Source organism: Ruegeria sp. R8_1 (genome assembly GCF_017743815.1).
Taxonomy (GTDB): domain Bacteria; phylum Pseudomonadota; class Alphaproteobacteria; order Rhodobacterales; family Rhodobacteraceae; genus Ruegeria; species Ruegeria lacuscaerulensis_A.
In genome coordinates this window covers 1-13644 of the sequence record NZ_JAGHRL010000003.1, presented here as the reverse complement: position 1 = coordinate 13644, position 13644 = coordinate 1, and the positions used below count along the sequence as shown (strand labels likewise).

Sequence of the window (13644 nt, the reverse complement as noted above, 5' to 3'; positions counted from 1 at the left end):
GGGTAGATCACGGTTCGATCAGGCGCGCAGTTTTTCGCCTTTTGCATCGAACGGAGGCTCTTGCAGGATGGTGGCCTTGTGCGCACGACCCAGTACCATCACCTCGACCTCATCGCCGGGCTGGGCGTTTTTGACATACCCAAGCGCCAGCGACATTCCGACCGTGTACCCGTAGGTGCCCGACGTTACACGACCGATGCCTTCGCCGTCTTTGAAGATCGGCTCACCGCCGGTTGCGTCCGCGTTGGAGGCCGTCACGTCGGCCTCAGACAGATGCAGCAGGACCAGCTGTTCGCGGGCGGGGTTTTCAAGCACCTTTTGCGCGGCTTGCTTGTTCAGGAAATCCTTGTCGAACTTGCACAAACGGTCCAGGCCAACTTCGTGCGGCCAGTATTCGGGGCTGTATTCGCGGCTCCACGAGCCATAGCCCTTTTCCACCCGCAGCGACATCAGTGCGCGACTGCCCACGGGGCCTACACCGAACTCTTTGCCCGCTTCCAGCAGCGCCTTATAAAGCTGCGCCTGATCTTCGGTCTTGCAATGCAACTCCCACCCCAAGTCACCGGTGAAGGACACGCGGAGGGCCAGAACTTCGACGCCTGCAAGCTCGATCATCGCCGAACGCATGAACGGGAAGTCCTCGGTTGCCAGCGACGTGTTGGTCAGGCGTTGCAGGATCTCACGCGATTTGGGACCGGCGACGTTAAAGCCGCACATGGCCTCGGTGTGGCTGTCGAAAGTGGTGCCTTTGGGCAGCGGAACCTGCTTGAAGAAGCGTTTGTGATACCGCTCGGCCATGCCCGAGCCGATGATCCAGAATTCGTCCTCGGCAACGCGGGTGACAGTGAAGTCGCCTGCAATGCCCCCGCGTTTCGAGATCAGCGGCGTCAGGCAAGACCGGCCAACCGCCTTGGGCATGGTGTTGGCGAAGACCGCATTCAGCCAGTTCTCGGCACCCGGCCCTTTGCAGATATATTTGGCAAAGTTCGAGATATCGATGATGCCCGCCCGCTCGCGCAGCATCCTGCATTCTTCGCCCACAGGGCCCCACCAGTTCTGGCGGGTAAAGCCGTTGGTGTCCGCGGTGCCCTGTTCATCCGCGAACCACAGCGGATGTTCCCAGCCGACATTCAGGCCAAAGACCGCGCCCATGGCCTTTTGGGTTTCGTAGATCGGGCGCACGCGGGCTGGGCGGCCTGCGCTGCGTTCCTCGTTCGGGAAGTGAATGGCGAAACGGTGCGCGTATTGATCCTGAACTTTGGCTTTGGTGAATTCCTTTGTGGCCCAGGTGTCAAAGCGGGCCATGTCCCACGCGAACATGTCGTATTGGGTTTCGCCTTCAATGATCCATTGCGCGGCCATAAGGCCCATGCCACCGGATTGTGAAAATCCGGGGATGATGCCGTTGCAGCAGAAATAGCCATCAACCTCGGGCACCGGCCCCATCAAGACATTCGAATCCGGAGACCAGATCATCGGGCCGTTGATGACGCGTTTGATCCCGGCCTCACCCACGGCAGGCAGGCGTTCGATGGCGTTCATCATGTTCTCCTCGATCCGCTCAAGATCGTCGGGGAACAGGTCATGGGCAAAATCCAGCGGCGTGCCGTCCTCGGCCCAGAACTTCATGTCTTTCTCATAGGCCCCGACCAGCAGGCCGTTGCCCTCTTGCCGCAGATAATATTCGCCGTCCCGGTCACTGACCGAGGGCAGGCGGGCGCCATGCGCCTGCACATCGGCCATCGCTTCAGTGACGAAATACTGGTGTTCGGTGGGCTGTAGCGGCAGCTCAATCCCCGCCAGCTGCGCCACTTCGCGCCCCCAAAGACCGGCGGCATTCACAACCCACGGCGTGCGGATATCGCCCTTGGGGGTGCGCACGATCCAGCTGCCATCCTCTTGCTGATCGGTCGCTGTGACGGGGGTAAAGCGATGGATCTCGGCCCCGCGCTGGCGCGCGCCCACCGCATAGGCGTTGGTCACGCCCGACGGGTCCACATTGCCGCCATCGGGTTCGAACATCACACAGCGGATACCGTCATAATTGACCAGCGGGTTCAGGCGCTGTGCCTCGGCGATGCTGATCTCATAGAAATTCATGCCATAGAGCTTGGCCTTGGCCGCCTGCAGGCGAAGCTGATGCTCGCGCTCTTGGGTCTGCGCCAGATAGAGCGAGCCGGGCTGGAACACGCCGCAGCTTTGGCCGGTCTCGGCCTCAAGCTCTTTGTACAGGGTCATGGTATAGTGCTGAATGCGGCTGATATTGGTGCTGTCATGCAGCCCGTGGATGTTCGCCGCCGCGTGCCAGGTTGAGCCCGAGGTCAACTCGTCTCGTTCCAGCAACACTACATCCGACCACCCCAATTTGGTCAGATGATACAGGATAGAACACCCGATCACCCCGCCGCCAATTACCACCGCTTGTGCATTCGTTTTCATGAGCCTGCCATATCCAAGTTGGGTTCTTCGCGCTTTGTGTCACCAAGGGTATTGCACGGACAACGGACATAAATTTCAAGTTGAGTTGAGCGAGTTTAACCTGACGCTAATCTCAGAATTCCAACCGATGAGCCCGCCCGTAGGCGGTCAGTCGCGCGTTCAGGGTCTTTGCCTCAGGCGCGCCGGATTCCAGAGCGAACACAAAAGCATGGGTCAGATAGAAACAGGTCGCGTCGATATCCTGCACTGCTTCGCGTTCGTCTGCGGCCAAGGTGTAGTAGCGGATCAGAGCGTCATGATCGTTGCGATCATGGGCTTCAAGCAGCAGGCGATCCAGATCGGTCTTGTCCATCGGGTCTCCATCAGGGCCGATCAGCAAAAAGCCGACCAGCCCGCTATCTTAGTCTGCGCGACCGTTTTCGATCTGCGAGGCAACCCAATGGTGGAAGTTATGGGTCGGACCGTCCATCGCGGGCGAAAAACGACCTCCGTCGAACAGCACTCCGTGGCGGCCTTTCTGCATCCCTTCGACAACAAAGACGTCTTCTTCGAATACGGTCTTCCACAGCTGCGCATTCGAGGCGCGCAAGCCGTCGTGCTGTGGTGTCTCGTCGATGCTTTTCGCATAGTATAGCTCGATGTGTTCGACCGTGTTTTCCTGGTCGACCGGCTCCAGCACAATTGCGAAGGCGTGGTCGCGCTGCACGCCCAGCAGGACATTCGGGTACAGCGCCACATATTCCGCGCCCTCATTCCATTTGTCGCTCAGGCCCTCAAAATCATCAAAGGTAGCGCCGTCTTGGTCGGTCAGCTGTCGATAGACCAATGTGCCCTGACCCGAGTAATGCCCGCGCTCTTCGATGTTGTAATGGTCTTCCAACCGGGAATAGCTGTTCAGGCCGGGGTGAACCCACGGCAGGTGATAGCTTTCGCAGTAGTTTTCGACCGCCAGCTTCCAATTGGTCTTGACCTCAAGCTTGAACGAGGAGGTCTCGCCACCATGATGCACCGGTTTGTCGAACTCTTTCCAACGGTCCATTAGCGCGGCGTGGGCGTCCTCGAATGCGGGGGCGTTGCCGTCCACGTTTACAAAAATCACGTCACGCCAGACATACGAGCGGACCCGGACAAGACCCAGATCCTTGCGGTCAACATCCTTGTGTGTGTTGTGACCGGGGCCGCCCACATGAGGGGTCGCGCGTAGCTCGCCTTTCAGGCTGTAGCACCAGCTGTGGTAGGGGCAGCGGATCGCGCCGCCGATCTTGCGGGGGGTGTCGACCAGTATCATGCCCCTGTGGCGGCATGTGTTCTGGAATACACCGACCTCACCATCCCGGTCGCGGACGATCAACAGGGGCATGCCCAGAAAATCGACCGGTTTGGCATCGCCTTCCTCGGGCACGTCCTTGCCGAACCCGATCCCTGACCAGTTCGCATATAAGACGGACTTGCGTTCCTCGGCAAAGACGACCGGGTCGATGTAATGCTCGTTCGGCAGACCGTTGGCCACATTCACATCGGCCAGAACCGAGGACAGCGGGCTATATTTGTTCATCGGGCTCTCCTGAGGGTATTGCTGGATGCGTTTCATCCGTTTTGGCGGAAGGGCCTGCCTTTTCTCAATACCAGAAAACCTCATCACTGGGTGACTTCACCTAAACCGAACCATCCCGTACCTCTTGAAGAATCCAGTTTTTCAACGCGCGTGCGCTTTCAGACAGTTCGTCATCCGGCCGCCCTACAAGGTAGAATTGGTTAGGCGCGGTCAGGTGATGCGGCCCAAGGGTCACCAGTTTTCCCGATTGCAGCATGGGTTGAATAAGGCGCTGCCAACCAAGCACCAGGCCCGCCCCTTTGCGCGCCAGCTGCAACGCGACCGAATAGCTATTCACGCGGGATACGATCGGGATTTTACCGGGGTAGCCAAGCTGCTGGAACCATTCGGGCCACGTGGTCCAACTGCGGTCATCTGATTCAAGATGAATAAGGCGCTGCGCGGCAAGCTGTTCCAGATCCGCGCCGGTCAGTTGCCGGGCCAGTTCCGGGCTTGCCACAGGGGTCAAGTGGTCGCGAAACAGTGGTGTATGCGATAGGCTCGGGTCACTATCGCGACCATAGCGTATAAAAAAGTCGATATCCGGCCGGTCACGGAATGGTCTGTCCTGCGCAATTTGATCCACGTTGACCTCGGGCATCTCGCGCCAGAATCGGATCACAGCCGGCGACAGCCATAGGGCTGCTACGGCGGTCGTGGATCCGACAGTGACCTTACCCACCGACACGCGACCACGAATTGTGGCCAGAGTCTTTGAGATGTTGGAAAATGAAGATGACAGTGCCTCGAACAAGGCTTTTCCGTCTTCTGTCAGTTCAACCCCGCGATGCTTGCGTTGGAAAAGGGCCGTTTCCAAATCGCCTTCCAACGCCTTGATCTGGTGGCTGACGGCACCGGGCGTCACCGATAGCTCTTCGGCCGCATTCTTGAAACTCAGATGCCGCGCGGCGGCCTCGAACGCGGCAAGCGTTGTCAGCGGGGGTAGGCTGTAGTGACGTCTGGACATGATCGCAGGGACCTTGGGTAGTGCATTCGCATGAGTTTGGTTCACGTCAATATCGGTGTATCCGTGCAAGAAAACCAGTGTTCTCAGGTTTTTTGAAAGCGATCGAACAAAACGGTCAACCGGCTTGCGGCCTCGCGCGCGCGCCCGGGGTGAGGGTATTCAAAGCAGGCATCTGTGTCGTTTCCTGCAAACAGGTTTCGCAATCAGTGACGTAGGGCGCCTCCGAATCCCTCAATCTGGACCACAAGATCGGAGGACCGCCCAATGAACATTCGCACCGCAACCCGCGCCGGAGGCCGTCAGGCCCGTCGCGCCCTGCGCACCGCGCCGAATTTCGACATGCTGCCTGGCCTGACCCGAGGCATTCCCTTGTGCGAAGTTATGGATGGTGCGCAAGTAGACCGTATCGATGCGGCCTCGATGGACATTCTGGAAAATGTGGGTGTTCAGTTTCGTGACCCTATCGCGTTAGAGGATTGGAAACGGGTTGGGGCCAAGGTCGAAGGAGAGCTGGTCTATCTGGACCGCGGGTTGGTGCGTCAGCTGATTTCCTCGATCCCAAGCGATTTCACCTATCACGCGCGCGATCCGCAAAAGAATGTGCGTTTGGGCGGACCGCATTCGATCTTTGTGCCGATGACCGGGGCGCCGTTTTTGCGCGATCTTGATGATGTGCGCCGCAATCCGACGCTGGATGATCTGGCGATGTTTCACAAGTTGTCGCATATGTTGCCTGCGTTGCATTCCAGCGCGCACCACATCGTCGAACCCTATGACCACCCGATCAGCCAGCGCCATCTGCGGATCACCTATTCGTCGATGAAGCATTCCGACAAGACTTTCATGGGCATGACCACCAGCCCCAAAAACGCCGAGGACGTGATGGAGATGTGCGCCATCCTGTTCGGCGAAGACTACCTTGAGGATCACCCCGTCACGACTGGCAATTGTAACGGCAACTCGCCACTGGTCTGGGATGAGACGATGCTGGGCGCGATGCGGGCGTTCTGCCGTCGTAATCAGCCGGTTCTATGTTCGCCCTTCGTCTTGGGCGGCGCAAACACGCCTGCCAGCGTTCCCGCCACTGTGGCGCAGTTGAACGCCGAGGCGTTAAGCGCGCTGGCTTATACGCAGGTCATCCGTAAAGGTGCGCCCGCGATCTACGGCCATTACCTGTCGACCGTTTCGATGAAATCCGGTGCGCCGATGGCGGGCACGCCCGAGATCAGCCTGATGAATTTCATGATCGGCCAGATGGCGCGGCATTACGGTGTGCCGTGGCGGACCTCGAACACATTGGGCGGGGCCAAGACCTTTGACGCGCAGGCCGGATACGAATCCGCCACTACCTTGCAGGCGGTGATCCATGCGGGGGCCAACTATATCTGGCATTCGGCGGGCTGGAATGAGGCCGGGATGCATTGTTCCGTGGCCAAGTTCATCGTCGATGCCGAACAATGCGCCATGGCCTATCGTATGGCCGAGGGGCCGAAATGGGGTGATTTCGATCAGGCTTTGGCGGCTGTGCCGGATGTTGGCCCCGGCGGGCATTACTTGGGTCATCCGCACACGCAGGACAATTTCCAAAGCGCCTTCTTCATGCCGGAACTCTTCGACAACAACTCGATCGAGCAATGGCAGGCCGAAGGCAGCGTCGAGATTACGGAACGCGCCCTGAATCGCGCCAAAACTCTGTTGGCCGAATACCAGGAACCGAAACTGGACGAGGCGAAGGATGAGGCCCTGTTGGACTATATCGCCCGGCGCGAGCGCGAAATCCCGGCCGCCGACGAGTTGAATCAAAGCTACTGAATAGGGTCGGGTCCGTTCATTCGTCGCGGGCCCGCCACTCCTTCCAGCGCAGTAACGTATTCGCGCCAAGCTCGCGAAAAGGCTGTGGAGGCAGGCGTTTTGGTGGTTGTTCCTCATCAAAGTGGCGGGTGATGTCGGATTGATGTCCGCAAGCACGTTCTGCAGCAGCGATACCTGTCAACGTGCCGCGCGCGGTGCCCAGCCCGTTCTGAACGCAGCCCGAGAAGACACCGGGTTCGATCTGCCGCGCGACCGAAACGCCGTTCAGGCTCAGGCACAGATGGCCCGCCCATTGGTATTGCATTTGCAGACCCGCCAACTGCGGAAAGCGTTGATCGAACTTGCGTTGCATGACGCGGCCGGCCCGGTTCAGATCGCGCGCCGTGACCGCCATGCCGGGGCGCAGCGCAGCGCAGGTTCGGGTGATGATCCGGTTGCCGCCCTGACCGCTATCAATCCTACGCATCGTCGTTCCCATCGGGTCGGACGGTGTCACACCCCAGCGCGACTGCCCGCCGATATGGGTCATCTGCTCGGCGTCCAGCTCGGGCGTCATGGCGGCAAACAGGAACAGTTGCATCAGCCGATCGGTCTCGATCCCGAAGCTTTCCAGATGCCCATTGACCGTCAGGATCACCGTGCCCGTGCTGACCGACCCGTACGCCGTTTGAACTTGCCACGCGTTGTCTTGTTTCGCGAACCCTGTGACAGCCGAGTTTTCAAACAACGCGACCCCATCTCCGACTAGCCCTGCCGCTAAGCCGCGCACATAGCCCGCCGGTTGCAGCATCACCGTCCCCGGCGTGTAAAGCCCCGAGCGATAGTGGCGCGATCCGGTCAACTCATGCATCTGCTGTGGGTCCAGCATTTCACCGGTCTCGCCGAGATTGGCCAGATGCTGCGCGTAGCTTTCGTTATGGGCGTGCCCGGCTGCGCTGGCCGCACCATTCACCTTGCCTGCCGGGTCGAAATAGTTCGGGTCGATCTGATATTGCGCGACGGCCTCGCGCGCAAAACCGATGGCTTGCCGGTTCAGCGCGATCATCGCCCGGTCATCGCCCGCGCCGGCATAATCGTCGGACGCTAGATCATGCGGCAGGTCGATCATAAAGCCCGAGTTCCGCCCCGCAGCCCCCTCGGCCACACGTCCGGCCTCTAGCAACACGATCTTGGCGTCGGGCTGCAATTGGGTCAGCCGCCGCGCCGCCGACAGCCCGGCAAACCCGGCGCCGATGATGGTGAAATCGGCGGTGATGTTATCGCTGAGTTCCCGCGCGGGCGGGGGATCGCCCAGAAGGACGCTCCACGCCGCTGGCCCGCGATGTAGGGGCAGGGATCGGGCGGTGTAGCTGCTCAATCCACCGCCTCATCCGCGTCGTCAGCCAGATCAATCCAGATGGTTTTCAGCTGGGTGTACTGATCGTGCGCGTGAACGGAATTGTCGCGCCCGCCAAAGCCCGACTGCTTGTAGCCGCCGAAGGGCGTGGTGATGTCGCCCTCGCCAAAGCTGTTGACCGTGACCGTGCCCGCCCGGATTGCCCGCGCACCGCGAATGGCGCGTTTGACATTGGCCGTGAAGATCGAGGCGCAGAGGCCATACTCGGTGTCATTGGCGATCTTGATGGCCTCATCGAAACCGGACACCTCGATCAAGGATAGAACCGGGCCAAAGATCTCTTCGCGCGCCAGCACCGCGTCGTTGCCGGGCACCTCGACCACCGTGGCCTCGACAAACCCATCCTTCGCGGTGCCACCGATTACGACATTCTCGGCCTGTTCAAGATAGCCGCAGACCTTGGTGAAATGCCCCGCGCTGACCAGCGCGCCCATGCGGGTTTCCGGGTTCAGTGGGTCGCCGATATTCCACTGTTTCGTGTGATGGGCGATGCGGTCCAGCAGCTCGGCCTTCACGTCCTTATGCACGATCAGGCGGGACGCGGCCGAGCAGTTCTCGCCCATATTCCAGAACGCGCCGTTGACGATATGCGCGGCCACCCGGTCCAGATTTTCGGCATCGTCCATCACGATGGCGGGGTTCTTGCCGCCCATCTCAAGCACGACCTCTTTGGCGTTGCTTTCCGCCGAATAGGTCAGAAACCGCTTGCCGGTGACGGTCGAGCCGGTGAAGGACACCATGTCGATATCCATATGCCGCCCGATGGGCTCGCCCACCTCGGCCCCTCCGCCGGGAACGATGTTCAGCACGCCGCGCGGCACCCCGGCCTCACTTGCCAGTTCGGCCAGACGCAGGGCGGTCAGCGTTGTTTCAGCCGCCGGTTTCACCACCACCGAACAGCCCGCCGCCAAGGCAGGCCCGATCTTCCATGCCAGCATCAGCAGGGGGAAGTTCCACGGCAGCACCAGACCCACAACGCCAATCGGCTCGCGCACCACCATGGCGATGTGGTCGTCGCTGGCGGGTGACACCTGATCATATATCTTGTCGATCGCCTCGGCATGCCATTTCAGGCAGTGGATCGTCTCGGGGACGTCCACGGTTTCGCAGTCATAGATGGTCTTGCCGCTGTCGATGCTTTCCATCACCGCCAGTTCGCGGGCGTTGCGGGTCATCAGCTTGCACAGCCGGATCAGCACGTCCTTGCGCTCGGAGGGGTGAAGCTTCGACCAGCGGCCATCGTCAAACGCCTCGCGCGCTTTTTCGACCGCAAAGTCCACATCCGCCGCGCCACAGGCGGCGATGTCGGTCAGTTTCGCGCCGGTTGCGGGGTTCACTGTCGCAAACGTTTGGCCCGAGATTGCGGGGCGATAGCCGCCGTCGATGAACGCCCCGGTGGGCAGGTCCAGCCCGGCGGCGATGGATGTGTATTCGTCCTGTGTCAGCAGTTCCATGCTTTATCCCTCCGCCACGATGTCAGCGATTGTCTTTTTCAAAACGCGCGTCACCTGTTCCAGCGCGCGCTTGTCATCCTTGTTCAACCCTTTCAGCGGGGGTCGCATTGCGCCCGCATCAATCCCGTTCATGGTCACGCCATGTTTGATGGTCTGGATGAACTTGCCGCCCTGTTCCAGCACCCGCATCAGGGGCATCATCGCCGACATGATCCGCCGGCCCTTGGCAAAATCCCCTTCGACCACGCAGGCCTGATACAGCGCCACATGCTCGGCCGGCAGAAAGTTCGACCCGCCGCAAACCCAGAAGGGTGCGCCCCAGGCAAAGAACTCCAACGCCTGATCGTCCATGCCGCAACCCAGTTGGATATGCGGGTAATCCCGCGCCAGCAGATGCACCCGGTTGATATCGCCCGAGCTTTCCTTGATGCCGCAGAAATTGCGGCTGCGGCCGACGCGGTCAAGGAACTCCTCTCCCATCATGGTGCCGGTGCGGTGCGGATAGTTATAGAGCATCACCGGCAGGTCGGCGGCCTTGTCGATGGCCAGCGCGTTCAGCGCGTTTTCCCGGTCGGTGGGCACCGCATAGGGCGGGCTGGCGAGCAGGATCGCATCGGCGCCGATCTCTCGCGCGCCCGAGGCCAACGCAATCGAATCCGCCGTCAGCATCGCACCGGTGCCGACCACCAGGGGCAGGCGACCGTTCAACTGCTGATGCGTGAACCGTGCCAGGTCCAGCCGCTCCTCGACCGTCTGGGCATAGTTCTCACCCGTCGACCCGCCAGAGATCAGCCCATGCACCCCATGGTCGATCAGAAACTCGATCACCTGCGCCAAGGCGTCCCAATTCACGGACCCATCGGCGTGGTGGGGCGTGACTACGGGGGTATAGATCCCCTCAAACTTGAAAATCGGGTTCATTGCGTCCTCATGCAGGTTTCGACAGGGGCGCGCCCATGGGCACATCCAGCGCGTCAGGCATCACGAACAGCTCAATCTGATCGCGTGACAGGTTCCAGTGGTCCTCGGCCAGCTGCGCAGCAGCCGCCTCATCGCCCGCCTCGATGGCGGCGATGATGGCGTCGTGCTGGGTGCTGGCCTGGGACAGGTTTTCGGTCATTTTGGGGGTCTGAGGCCGGTAGAATGTCATCCCGATCCGGGCGTGATCAATCAAAAGCCGATTGAACGAGGGCAGCAGGTAGACATTGCCCGACATCTCTCCGGTCACGTCATGGAACCGATTGTTGGCAAGCGCGCGGTCCTCGGCGGACCCAGCCCTCAATGCCGCCTTGAACGCCTGCTGGGCGTCCTTCAGCGCGTCGATCTGCGTTCCTGTGGCGTTTTGTGCAGCCAGTCGCAGGATAGCGCCGTAAACCATCGGTGCGGCCAGAAAGAAATCGCGCAGAGTGATATATGACATCTCGGATACGCGCGCGGATCGGTTGGTGCGCAAGTCCAGATAGCCCTCACCGGCCAGTTGACGGAACACCTCGCGCAGGGGTGTGCGCGACAGGCCGAACGCATCCGACAGATGCGCCTCATCCAGATCGGTGCCGGGTTGCAGACGCAGAGTCAGAATGCTGACCCTCAGATGTTCGGTCAGCCCCGCTTTGCGGGATTTGGCGTCGTCTTTCATCCGGTCCTCCGTCGATGCACGATTCGCGCTGGGCCTTTCGTTCTGTATTCTATAAAAATACAAACTGTATACAAAAAAGAATCGTGCAGCATGATTTATGCTCAGCCAAATGGAACCACCCATGCGTCAGCCTCGGCACATCACCTTCATTTTGATCGAGGAGTTCTCGCACCTTGCCTTTTCATGCGCGGTCGAACCTCTTCGAATCGCCAATCTGGTCAGTGAGGAAAAGCTGTATGATTGGACGCTGATTTCTGAGGACGGTGAGCGCGCGGTCTGTTCGAACGAGTTGGTGACGCTGGTGCATGGCGGGTTGCAAGACCTGCCTAAGACCGACCAGCTATTCGTCCTGTCCGGCATCCATATGCGCAACCACGTCACCCGACCTTTACTGGCGGCCTTGCGCCGCGAACGCGCGCGGGGCACGGCCATTGGTGCCTTGTGTTCCGGCGCGTGGCTGTTGGCCGAGGCAGGGTTTCTGGACGGAATGCAAGCGGCGATCCACTGGGAATACCACGACGCATTCATGGAGGCATTCCCCGAGGTGAATCTGGTGCGCAGTGTCTTTGTGGCGGATGAAAAGCACATCACCGCGTCGGGCGGGACGGCCACGGCGGATCTGATGCTGCACCTGATTGAGCGGGATCACGGCGAAGAGCTGGCTGTCGCTGTGGCCGACCAGATGGTTTACAACGCCGTGCGAAATGCGACCGCTAAACAACGCGTATCGCTGCAATCGCGCAACGGGATGCGCAATGCCCATCTGGCCAAGGCGATCCACATCATGCGCGATTGTATCGAATCTCCGATTTCTCCATCGCAGATCGCCGATGGACTTGGTATTTCAACCCGACAGTTGGAGCGTTTGTTCGGCAAATACCTAAACACCTCACCTAAGAAATATTTCATGGAACTGCGGCTGGAAAAGGCGCAAAGGCTGTTGCTGCAGACCGAAGCCTCGGTCACAGAAGTTGCCATGGCGTGTGGTTTCGAAAGCCCCGGTCATTTTTCGCGGGTGTATCGCTCAAGCTTCGGGGTCACGCCCCATGCGCAGAAAAGCAAGATCGATTGATCTGTGGTGACGGGGGGAGCCGCTCTGTCAATTGGCGAGGTGGGCTGGACATGCGCTCACCCCCGTGTTCCCGCTTGTACCCCCTCGTTAAAATCCAACTGGTCAACAATTCCGCGAGATTGACTATGCTTAAACCGTAATATGGGCGTAACTATTGCCAGAAAATGTCATCTCCGCGCTGTTTTTTGGCGGGGAAACGATCATCCTGCCTCATTTCAAATGCCTCTTCTGGGCCACAGTTTGGCCCTTAAGGATAAGTTAATCATAGGCATGTTTGCCTTAAGCGCGAGTTTGTGGCACTTTTGTAAAGTCAGAAATCAGACTGACATGTTAATTTATGGCAGAAAATCACATTCGAATGGCCTTGAAGTTTCCCATGTCCTTCTCAGGAGTTAAAGCTGGAGGACCGAAATGAATTTAGAAACTCAAGAAACTGCAATTTTCTCGGGTTTGCACGGCTTGCCTGTCGAACAGCGCGAGGCGCAGATTTGTGAAGCGGCACAGTCAGCCCAAACAGCATTCGAACAGATTTCCCAAAGCGCATCCTGCAACATGGAAGCGAGTGGTGATTTCCAGAAGCGGGTTTTCAAAATCTTTCGGTGGTATTTCTTGTCTGCCTTCTGCACCCGGTTGTTGTCCGAATCCGTCCATCGGCTTGAGCATCAGACCCTGCAGGTATCTATGGATATATGCAGCGCCGTCAAAATGATCCTGTCCGAAAGCGATGTGGAAGAGTCGATGGCGCTGGTTCGGGTTGAAAAGACTTCTCCGATGGTGGTCAGGGCCAACGACATCGGTGCGCGTGGACATACTGTAGGATGGGTCGCCGCTGGGCTGCACGAAAAAGGCCGGAGCTTTCCGGGCGAGATTGAAAATGCTCTGGCAGGGGCGTTAGCTGCGTCTCGCCGTCTGAACTAATTCACAGCTCTGAAGTGTTCAATTGCGCGGCAAATGGCGGTGATGCTGCGCAATAACGCTTTGTCGGCGCAGGGACATTAGGCTCTGGACTCATTGATTTACAGCCAGAATAGGACTGTAGCCGCGAGCGCGATTGCAGAGAGGAAGACCTTGGGGCATCTGTCATAGCGGGTAGCTACACGCCGCCAGTCCTTCAGGCGCCCGAACATAATCTCGATCCTATTGCGTAGTTTGTAGCGCCGCTTGTCGTATCGGACAGGCGTGTCGCGCGATTTTCGACCTGGGATGCAGGGCGTTATTCCCCTGTCATTAATGGCTTCGCGGAACCAGTCCGCGTCGTAGCCGCGATCTCCCAG

12 protein-coding genes are annotated in these 13644 nt (G+C 59.3%); 3 read left to right on the top strand and 9 right to left on the bottom strand.

The features are described from left to right. Positions 1-18: 18 nt before the first annotated feature. The 4 genes from J7380_RS07375 to J7380_RS07360 form a co-directional block, all read right to left on the bottom strand. Complete coding sequence (locus J7380_RS07375; RefSeq protein ID WP_209195163.1) at positions 19-2439, bottom strand: FAD-dependent oxidoreductase; 2421 nt, start codon at positions 2437-2439, stop codon at positions 19-21. Between the two features lie 112 nt (positions 2440-2551). Continuing rightward, a complete protein-coding gene (locus J7380_RS07370; RefSeq protein ID WP_209195162.1) occupies positions 2552-2791 on the bottom strand; it encodes a hypothetical protein in 240 nt (79 codons plus the stop codon). Positions 2792-2839: 48 nt separating this feature from the next. Further along, the gene (locus J7380_RS07365; protein ID WP_209195161.1) at positions 2840-3994 is read right to left on the bottom strand and encodes an aromatic ring-hydroxylating dioxygenase subunit alpha; all 1155 of its coding nucleotides are present in this window, start codon (positions 3992-3994) and stop codon (positions 2840-2842) included. 100 nt (positions 3995-4094) lie between these two features. Further along, positions 4095-5000, bottom strand: a complete 906-nt coding sequence (locus J7380_RS07360; RefSeq protein ID WP_209195160.1) for a LysR substrate-binding domain-containing protein — start codon at positions 4998-5000, stop codon at positions 4095-4097. Between the two features lie 264 nt (positions 5001-5264). Between J7380_RS07360 and J7380_RS07355 the strand changes: the two genes are divergently transcribed. Beyond that, positions 5265-6812, top strand: coding sequence for a trimethylamine methyltransferase family protein (locus J7380_RS07355; protein WP_209195159.1), 1548 nt, complete (start codon positions 5265-5267; stop codon positions 6810-6812). Between the two features lie 16 nt (positions 6813-6828). Here the strand turns inward: J7380_RS07355 and J7380_RS07350 are convergent, their stop codons facing one another. Genes J7380_RS07350 through J7380_RS07335 form a run of 4 tightly spaced genes read right to left on the bottom strand, consistent with a single transcriptional unit; the run spans position 6829 to position 11298 of the window. Continuing rightward, positions 6829-8169, bottom strand: a complete 1341-nt coding sequence (locus J7380_RS07350) for an FAD-binding oxidoreductase (protein ID WP_209195158.1) — start codon at positions 8167-8169, stop codon at positions 6829-6831. Then, positions 8166-9662, bottom strand: a complete 1497-nt coding sequence (locus J7380_RS07345) for an aldehyde dehydrogenase (RefSeq protein WP_209195157.1) — start codon at positions 9660-9662, stop codon at positions 8166-8168. Before J7380_RS07345 ends, J7380_RS07350 begins: the two co-directional genes overlap by 4 nt. Positions 9663-9665: 3 nt before the next feature. Beyond that, positions 9666-10583 (bottom strand): dihydrodipicolinate synthase family protein, encoded by a 918-nt coding sequence (locus J7380_RS07340; RefSeq protein WP_209195156.1) that lies wholly within the window; start codon positions 10581-10583, stop codon positions 9666-9668. A 7-nt stretch (positions 10584-10590) separates the two neighbouring features. Beyond that, positions 10591-11298: a GntR family transcriptional regulator gene (locus tag J7380_RS07335; protein ID WP_209195155.1), complete on the bottom strand. Its 708-nt coding sequence runs from the start codon at positions 11296-11298 to the stop codon at positions 10591-10593. Between the two features lie 121 nt (positions 11299-11419). Here J7380_RS07335 and J7380_RS07330 point away from each other — a divergent pair, with 121 nt between their 5' ends. Both J7380_RS07330 and J7380_RS07325 read left to right on the top strand, forming a co-directional pair. Further along, the gene (locus tag J7380_RS07330; RefSeq protein WP_209195154.1) at positions 11420-12370 is read left to right on the top strand and encodes a GlxA family transcriptional regulator; all 951 of its coding nucleotides are present in this window, start codon (positions 11420-11422) and stop codon (positions 12368-12370) included. Positions 12371-12781: 411 nt separating this feature from the next. Further along, the gene (locus tag J7380_RS07325; RefSeq protein ID WP_209195153.1) at positions 12782-13288 is read left to right on the top strand and encodes a hypothetical protein; all 507 of its coding nucleotides are present in this window, start codon (positions 12782-12784) and stop codon (positions 13286-13288) included. A gap of 98 nt (positions 13289-13386) precedes the next feature. On the opposite strand, the gene J7380_RS07320 is transcribed toward J7380_RS07325, so the two are convergent. After that, a partial coding sequence (locus J7380_RS07320) for a transposase (RefSeq protein ID WP_209195152.1) occupies positions 13387-13644 on the bottom strand: 258 nt, incomplete at its 5' end.

What these genes read in the sequence shown, in the direction of transcription:
- J7380_RS07375 (WP_209195163.1), bottom strand. Translation starts at nt 2,439, where the DNA reads ATGAAAACGAATGCACAAGCGGTGGTAATTGGCGGCGGGGTGATCGGG.
- J7380_RS07370 (WP_209195162.1), bottom strand. Translation starts at nt 2,791, where the DNA reads ATGGACAAGACCGATCTGGATCGCCTGCTGCTTGAAGCCCATGATCGC.
- J7380_RS07365 (WP_209195161.1), bottom strand. Translation starts at nt 3,994, where the DNA reads ATGAACAAATATAGCCCGCTGTCCTCGGTTCTGGCCGATGTGAATGTG.
- J7380_RS07360 (WP_209195160.1), bottom strand. Translation starts at nt 5,000, where the DNA reads ATGTCCAGACGTCACTACAGCCTACCCCCGCTGACAACGCTTGCCGCG.
- J7380_RS07355 (WP_209195159.1), top strand. Translation starts at nt 5,265, where the DNA reads ATGAACATTCGCACCGCAACCCGCGCCGGAGGCCGTCAGGCCCGTCGC.
- J7380_RS07345 (WP_209195157.1), bottom strand. Translation starts at nt 9,662, where the DNA reads ATGGAACTGCTGACACAGGACGAATACACATCCATCGCCGCCGGGCTG.
- J7380_RS07340 (WP_209195156.1), bottom strand. Translation starts at nt 10,583, where the DNA reads ATGAACCCGATTTTCAAGTTTGAGGGGATCTATACCCCCGTAGTCACG.
- J7380_RS07335 (WP_209195155.1), bottom strand. Translation starts at nt 11,298, where the DNA reads ATGAAAGACGACGCCAAATCCCGCAAAGCGGGGCTGACCGAACATCTG.
- J7380_RS07330 (WP_209195154.1), top strand. Translation starts at nt 11,420, where the DNA reads ATGCGTCAGCCTCGGCACATCACCTTCATTTTGATCGAGGAGTTCTCG.
- J7380_RS07325 (WP_209195153.1), top strand. Translation starts at nt 12,782, where the DNA reads ATGAATTTAGAAACTCAAGAAACTGCAATTTTCTCGGGTTTGCACGGC.